Raw genomic sequence first — 7,384 nt, forward strand, 5'->3', positions numbered from 1 at the left:
CACAAACTAATTTACGTCATCCCAATATGCGTGAATCCTGCTGAGATAAGGCCGTACATGTCCGCTATCTCAAGCGACAAGCCGAAAAATCATCATAATAAGACCGCTGAATTCCTTTATTCCGAAGATGATGCTGGCGTGTGCTCGATCTTCAACAGACTCCTCTTTCCGCATAGCTTGTCTTGACAATCCCCCGGCAAAATGTCAAAGTATTACCTTAGGACAGGAGGGTTTTTCACATGCAATTCGAGGAGATGGTCAAGCGGATCAATGAGCTCGCCAAGAAGAGCAAATCAGGCGGATTGACCGCTGAAGAGGCGCAAGAGCAAAGCGAGCTCCGCCGCCGTTATATAGATGGATTCAAGAAGAATCTCCGCTCGCAGCTGGACAACATTCGGTTCACGGATGAAGAGGAAGGCAATGCGGGCAGCAAGAAGTGGAAGCATTAAAAGACAAAATCGAAAGTCAGCAGTCAGAAGAATGAAGTGAGCGAATGCGGAGGGATGGTCAGTGTCGCGCAAATGGAAGCGCATGGTGGAACGCAACTATGATCAGGTCAGCAAGCAACGCAGCAAGCAGGAAAGCGCGCTGCCCGGAGTGAAGCTGCTGTCGGACGGGACCGAGATGATCCGCGGCCGGAGCATTGTGATGCCGATTACGATGATTGCGATCGTATCGATGTTTATTTTGGTATACGGCTCATCTGCGGGGAATGACCCGTTGTTCTGGGTTACCGTCGGTGCTTATGTCTTTTTGGCACTTGTGTATTTTCTTCGTCGTCCTTATTTAAGAATTGGTCGTTCCTTCCTTTCTACGCGCCGTATGGGGCGGGATCAAATCGTAGAGGCGAAGGATATCGCTTCGATTACATGCGGGGATGGCTATGTAGCGATTGACTTCAAGAGCAAGCGGCGCAAATGGTTTTTCTCGCGTGTGATGAATCGGTATCCGACGGACCGGATGGCTGAGCGATTGCTGTTGTTTGCGCAGCGAACCGGCGTTCCCATGTATGGGGAGACGACGGATAAATCATAGACAAGGGGAGAGCTAGGATGGCGATTGAAGCCGTAGTGTTTGATCTGGATGACACGCTGCTGTGGGATGACCGCAGTGTCAAGGAGTCTTTCGAGGCGGTGTGCCAGTTCGCCGCCAGCAAGGCGGAAGTGGACCCGGAGCTTCTGGAGGAGAAGGTGCGTGAAGCTGCTTGGGCACTCTATGCGACCTATGAAACTTATCCGTTTACACAAAATATCGGCATCAACCCGATGGAAGGCTTGTGGGGGAACTTCCACGATGACGTGCACCCGATGTTTGCCAAGCTGCGCGAGATCGCCCCTGGCTATCGCCGGGATGCCTGGACACAAGGGCTGAAGGCCTTGGGCGTAGACGATCCGGCGCTCGGCCGGGAGTTGGCCGACAAGTTCCATGCCGAACGCCGCACGAGGCCGATCGTCTACGAGGAAACCTATGAAGTGCTGGATGCGCTAAAAGGGAAGTACAAGCTGGTGCTGCTTACGAACGGCTCGCCGGATTTGCAATCCGAGAAGCTGCAGGGAGAGCCGAAGCTGGCCCCATATTTCGACCACATTGTGATCTCCGGCAGCTTCGGGGAGGGCAAGCCTTCTCCGCAGCTGTATGCGCATGTGTTGGGGATGGCGGGCATCGCGCCACAAGCAGGTGTTATGGTCGGCGATAAGCTGACCACGGATATTAAGGGAGCGAACGGCGCGGGTATGCCCAGCGTATGGATCAATCGCCACAACCGTCCGTTGACCGACGACGCGAAGCCCGATTTCGAAATTCGCAACTTGCGCGAGCTGCTTCCGATTTTGGACAAGTTGAACGCATAAGCGGCGTGGAACTGAAACATCGAACGGATTGGATAAGCGGATCATACGGAAAAAGCTGCCCGAGCCTGAACGGCCGGGCAGCTTTTTTGCTAGGGATGCAGCAGGGTTTCAAGCCCTGCGGATGAAAAACTTATGCGCCCTGGAATGCAGGGTCGTCGTACTTGTGCGCAATCCAGCCTTCGGTTTCAATGAACAGACGCACAGCGACAATCTGCTTGTTCTCCATCAGGGTGAAGAAGTGCGGCTTGCCTTCCGGTACGGAGATGACATCGCCGGCATTCAACTCTACGTCGAAATAGCCGGTTTCTTCATCGCCTTTAATAATGAAGATGCCTTTGCCTGCTGTAATGGCGCGAACCTCGTCTTCTGTATGAGTGTGAACCTGCTCAAACTTCTTCAAGAGCTCCTCCAGGTTAGGCGTAGCTTCGGACAACGCAATGACGTCCCAGGTTCTGTAGCCGCGGCGTCCGGCCAGGTCGCGGATTTCCGTATCAAAGGTAGAGAGTATCTGCGCCTTGTCTTCGTCGCTTAATTGGAAGTTTTCCCGCAATGCCTCCGGCAGCTTGTTCGGATCCCAGTGCTCGTAGAGCACTTCTTGCTTGTCTAGGAATGCTTTCACATTATCCTCGCCGGAAATGCGCTCATTGGTGTTGCGAATGCGAATTTCTGCCATGGTATACCCCTCGCTTTTCATAAATTCCTCTAGGATTTCATTATAGATATCCCTTATTATAGTGGATAGGTTAGGCCCTGTCGACCATAAACCAATAAAATCCGAGTGAGCTACTATGAATTGCATGGAAATTTTATGCGAGATTTGATAGACTAGAAGTCATTACATGCTGTGCGCGAAACCCGCTTTGGTGGGAAACTGTCGAAGCGGTGCGATAGAGGAGGAAACGTAGGAATGGCGAAACCGACATTGCGTGAGCAATTGCAGAAAAAAATATTAGTGCTGGACGGGGCCATGGGCACGATGATTCAGCAGGCAAATCTGACAGCCGAGGATTTCGGCGGCGAAGAGTATGACGGCTGCAACGAGCTGTTGTCTGTTACCCGACCGGACTTGCTGCGAGAGATTCACGAAGCTTATTTGGAAGCGGGCGCTGACATTATCGAGACGAACACGTTCGGCTCAACGAGTGTCGTTCTGGCCGAATACGATATCCCGGAAAGGGCGCGCGAGCTGAATCTTGCCGCCGCCAAGCTGGCTATTGAAGCGGCAGAGAAATACTCGACGCCAGAATGGCCGCGCTATGTGGCCGGCGCGCTCGGTCCGACGACGAAAACACTGTCCGTAACAGGCGGGGTGACGTTCGACGCGTTGGTAGAGAGCTATTATGAGCAGGCGCTTGCGCTTGTCGAAGCGGGAGTAGATGCGCTGCTATTGGAAACATCGCAGGACACGCTTAATGTCAAGGCGGGAAGCATCGGCATCCGCCGCGCATTCGACACGCTGGGGACCAAACTGCCGATTATGATATCCGGCACGATCGAGCCGATGGGCACAACGCTTGCCGGACAAGCGATCGATGCCTTCTACATTTCGCTGGAGCACTTGGACCCGGTTTCCATCGGGCTGAACTGTGCGACGGGCCCCGAATTCATGCGGGATCATATTCGGACGCTGTCCGAAGTGTCCAAGGCTGCAATCAGCTGTTACCCGAACGCAGGCTTGCCGGACGAGAACGGGCATTACCATGAATCGCCGGAATCGCTGGCGAAGAAGCTGGCCGGCTTTGCCGAACAGGGCTGGCTGAACATCGCTGGCGGCTGCTGCGGCACGACGCCTGAGCATATTCGCGCGTTGGCAGAAACAATGAAGCAGTATAAGCCGCGTCCAAGCGGCGGGTCGCACCCGCCTGCCGTGTCCGGCATTGAGGTGCTTTATGTGGAAGAGGACAATCGGCCGCTTATGGTTGGGGAACGGACGAATGTGCTCGGCTCCCGCAAGTTCAAGCGGCTGATTGCCGAAGGCAAGTATGAGGAAGCATCCGAAATCGCCCGTGCGCAGGTGAAGGGCGGCGCGCATATTATCGATATCAACCTGCAGGATTCCGAACGGGACGAGAAGCAGGACATGACGGCCTTTTTGCAGCAAGTGGTGAAGAAGGTCAAGGTGCCGCTGATGATCGATTCTACCGATCATGAAGTCATAGAGCTTGGATTGAAGTTTTCCCAAGGCAAGGCGATTATCAACTCGATCAACCTGGAGGACGGACTGGATCGCTTCGAGAAGGTCGTTCCGCTAGTGCATCAGTACGGCGCGGCCGTCGTGGTCGGCCTGATTGACGAGAAGGGCATGGCCGTGTGGGTGGAGGACAAGCTGCGGGTTGCCAAGCGATCGTATGATATTTTGGTGAACGATTATGGATTGAATCCGGAGGATATTATTTTCGATCCGAACATGTTCCCGGTAGGCTCAGGCGACCCGCAGTATATCGGTTCCGCGAAGGCAACGATTGACAGCATCGCCTTGCTGAAGAAGGAGCTGCCGGCATGCAAGTCGATCCTTGGCGTCAGCAACGTATCGTTCGGCTTGCCGAATGCCGGCCGCGAGGTAATCAACTCGGTCTACCTGTACCATGCTACAAAAGCGGGACTCGATTACGCGATTGTCAATACCGAGAAGCTGGAGCGCTACGCTTCCATCCCGGAAGAGGAACGCAAGCTCGCCGAAGCGCTTATCTTCGAAACGAATGATGAGAATCTTGCCAATTTCGTTGCGTACTTCCGTGAAAAGAAGGTAGAGAAGAAGGAGAAGGCGTCGAATTTGACGCTGGAGGAGCGACTGGCCAGCTACATTGTGGAAGGGACGAAGGAAGGGCTGTACAAGGATCTGGATGAAGCGCTGACGAAGTACAAGCCGCTTGATATTATCAACGGGCCGCTGATGGCCGGCATGGACGAGGTTGGCCGGCTGTTCAATAACAACGAGCTTATCGTGGCTGAGGTGCTGCAGAGCGCGGAGGCGATGAAAGCGGCGGTTGCGCATCTGGAGCCGCACATGGAGAAGGCCGATTCGGCTGCAAAGGGCAAGATCTTGCTGGCCACGGTCAAGGGAGATGTGCACGATATCGGCAAAAATTTGGTGGAGATCATTCTGTCTAACAACGGGTATGAAATCATCAACCTGGGCATTAAGGTGCCGCCGGAAACGTTAATCGAGGCGTTCCGAAAGGAAAAGCCTGACGCCATCGGCTTGTCGGGCTTGCTTGTAAAGTCTGCGCAGCAAATGGTCGTAACCGCCCAGGATTTGCGCAATGCAGGCATCGACGTGCCGATTCTGGTAGGCGGAGCCGCGTTGACCCGCAACTTCACGCGCAATCGCATCGCCCGCGAGTATGAAGGCCTCGTGCTCTATGCGAAGGATGCGATGAACGGTCTTGAGCTGGCCAACCAGTTAACGAATCCGGAGCATCGCCAGCGGATGATCGAAGAGCTTCGGCAATGGAAGGAATCGGACGTGCAGGAATCGGGCAACACTAAGAAGCAACTGTCCGAGCCGGCAAGGGTTGTGCGCTCGGAAGTGTCCCAGGATGTGCCGGTCTTCACGCCGCCGGATCTGGAACGCCATGTGATGCGCAAGTATCCCATCAGCCATGTAATTCCTTATATCAACATGCAGATGCTGCTAGGCCACCATCTGGGCTTGAAGGGCAAGGTGGACGAGCTGCTGGCCAATCGGGACCCGAAGGCAACAGAACTGAAGGAAGTCGTCGACGACATTCTGAAGGAAGCAGCAGATGAAGGGATTCTCGAAGCCAATGCGATGTACCGCTTCTTCCCGGCGCAGTCGCAAGGCAACACGATCCGCATCTACGATCCGGCCGACCACAGCAAGCTGATCAAGACGTTTGATTTCCCGCGCCAGAACAAAGAGCCGTACCTTTGCCTGGCCGATTTCCTGAAGCCGGTTGACAGCGGCGTCATGGATTATGTCGGGTTCCTGGTAGTGACCGCGGGCAAAGGAATCCGCGAACGCTCGACGGAATGGAAGGACAAGGGCGATTACCTGCGCTCTCATGCGCTGCAAGCAGTCGCTCTGGAGACGGCCGAAGCGCTGGCTGAGCGTGTCCACCATATGATGCGCGATATTTGGGGCTTCCCGGACCCGGCGGACATGACCATGAAGCAGCGGTTTGGCGCCCGCTATCGGGGCATTCGTGTGTCGTTCGGCTATCCGGCGTGTCCGAATCTGGACGATCAGGCACTGCTGTTCGATCTGATGAAGCCGCAGGATATCGGCGTGGAGCTGACGGAAGGATTTATGATGGAACCGGAGGCTTCGGTATCGGCAATGGTATTCGCTCATCCGGAAGCACGCTATTTCAACGTGGACAAAGGCGAATAGTCACAATCGGAACAGACGGGACCGCTCCCGTCTGTTCGAGCCTCGGTTGAACCAGCCAGTGTCGGACTGCTGGTTAAGCAAGAGGCTGAAGAATCAGACTGCAGGCAACGGGGGGTGAGGACAAGTGGAGCTGGTGTTTCTGGGGACGGGTGCAGGCATGCCCTCGAAGGAAAGAAATGTTACCGCCATCGCATTGCAATTGAACGCCGAGCGCGGCAGCTTCTGGCTGTTTGACTGCGGGGAAGGCACGCAGCACCAAATAATGCATTCATCTGTCAAGCTGGGCAAGCTGGAAAAGATCTTCATCACCCATCTGCACGGAGACCATCTGTACGGTTTGCCCGGGCTGCTGACCAGCCGTTCGTATCAAGGGGGAGATACACCGCTGACTTTGATCGGGCCGCCGGGCGTGCGGGCCTTTCTGGAGACAGCCCTGCAAGTCAGCCAGGCTCATCTGGAATATGAGCTGATCATAGAAGAACTGGATGTGGACGAGCAGGGGCAGGTCAAGGGAGACGGCCGGATATTCGAGGACGATCATTTTGTAGTGGAAGCAGCCCTGCTGGAGCATCGCATTGAGAGTTACGGATACCGGATATGCGAGAAGGACAAGCCGGGAAGACTGCTCACGGAAAAGCTGGAGGCAGAAGGGCTGAAGCCGGGCCCGCTGTACGCGCGGTTCAAGAAAGAAGCAAGCATTGCGCTGGAGAATGGACGCATTCTGCAATCCGCTGACTATTTGTCCGAACCGATACCCGGCCGAATTGTCGCCATCCTGGGCGATACCCGGCTGTGCGAGGGCTCGAAAAGACTTGCGCGAAACGCAGATGTGCTCGTGCATGAAGCGACGTTTGCGAAAGCGGAGGCCGATTTGGCTCATCGCTATTATCATGCAACGAGCGACCAGGCTGCAAGATTGGCGGTCGAATGCGGGGCAGGCTGCTTGATTATGACGCATTTCAGCTCCCGCTATAAAGGGGATGAGATCGAACAGCTGGTGGAAGAAGCGCGCGAGCATCTGACCCATGCATATGCTGCGCGCGATCACTGGACGTATGTCATACCACGCAAAATTGATCCAAAGAATGTTTGATGAGAGATTTGCGTAATAAAGAAGTAATGAAAAAGGCTGTTCGCCGTCATGGCGAACAGCCTTTGCTGGTACGCCCAGCATGGGCGT

6 protein-coding genes are annotated in these 7,384 nt (G+C 54.8%); 5 read left to right on the forward strand and 1 reads right to left on the reverse strand.

The genetic code is table 11. The annotated features are described in order from the left end of the window. The first annotated feature begins 239 nt into the window (after positions 1–239). From XYCOK13_RS11835 to XYCOK13_RS11845, 3 genes are all read left to right on the forward strand, one after another. A complete protein-coding gene (locus XYCOK13_RS11835) occupies positions 240–449 on the forward strand; it encodes a DUF896 domain-containing protein (RefSeq protein WP_213412365.1) in 210 nt (69 codons plus the stop codon). Positions 450–510: 61 nt separating this feature from the next. Beyond that, positions 511–1,035 carry a methyltransferase gene (locus XYCOK13_RS11840; RefSeq protein WP_213412366.1) on the forward strand — a complete coding sequence of 175 codons (525 nt, stop codon included), beginning with the start codon at positions 511–513 and terminating at the stop codon, positions 1,033–1,035. A gap of 17 nt (positions 1,036–1,052) precedes the next feature. Continuing rightward, the gene (locus XYCOK13_RS11845) at positions 1,053–1,850 is read left to right on the forward strand and encodes an HAD family hydrolase (protein WP_213412367.1); all 798 of its coding nucleotides are present in this window, start codon (positions 1,053–1,055) and stop codon (positions 1,848–1,850) included. 130 nt (positions 1,851–1,980) lie between these two features. Here XYCOK13_RS11845 and mtnD read toward each other — a convergent pair whose 3' ends face one another. Beyond that, positions 1,981–2,523 (reverse strand): acireductone dioxygenase, encoded by a 543-nt coding sequence (gene mtnD, locus XYCOK13_RS11850; RefSeq protein ID WP_213412368.1) that lies wholly within the window; start codon positions 2,521–2,523, stop codon positions 1,981–1,983. 234 nt (positions 2,524–2,757) lie between these two features. On the opposite strand from mtnD, the gene metH reads away from it, so the two are divergent. Further along, positions 2,758–6,204, forward strand: a complete 3,447-nt coding sequence (metH, locus tag XYCOK13_RS11855) for a methionine synthase (protein ID WP_213412369.1) — start codon at positions 2,758–2,760, stop codon at positions 6,202–6,204. Positions 6,205–6,328: 124 nt separating this feature from the next. Beyond that, the gene (gene rnz, locus XYCOK13_RS11860; protein WP_213412370.1) at positions 6,329–7,297 is read left to right on the forward strand and encodes a ribonuclease Z; all 969 of its coding nucleotides are present in this window, start codon (positions 6,329–6,331) and stop codon (positions 7,295–7,297) included. Positions 7,298–7,384: the final 87 nt, after the last annotated feature.

The organism is Xylanibacillus composti, assembly GCF_018403685.1.
GTDB lineage: Bacteria > Bacillota > Bacilli > Paenibacillales > K13 > Xylanibacillus > Xylanibacillus composti.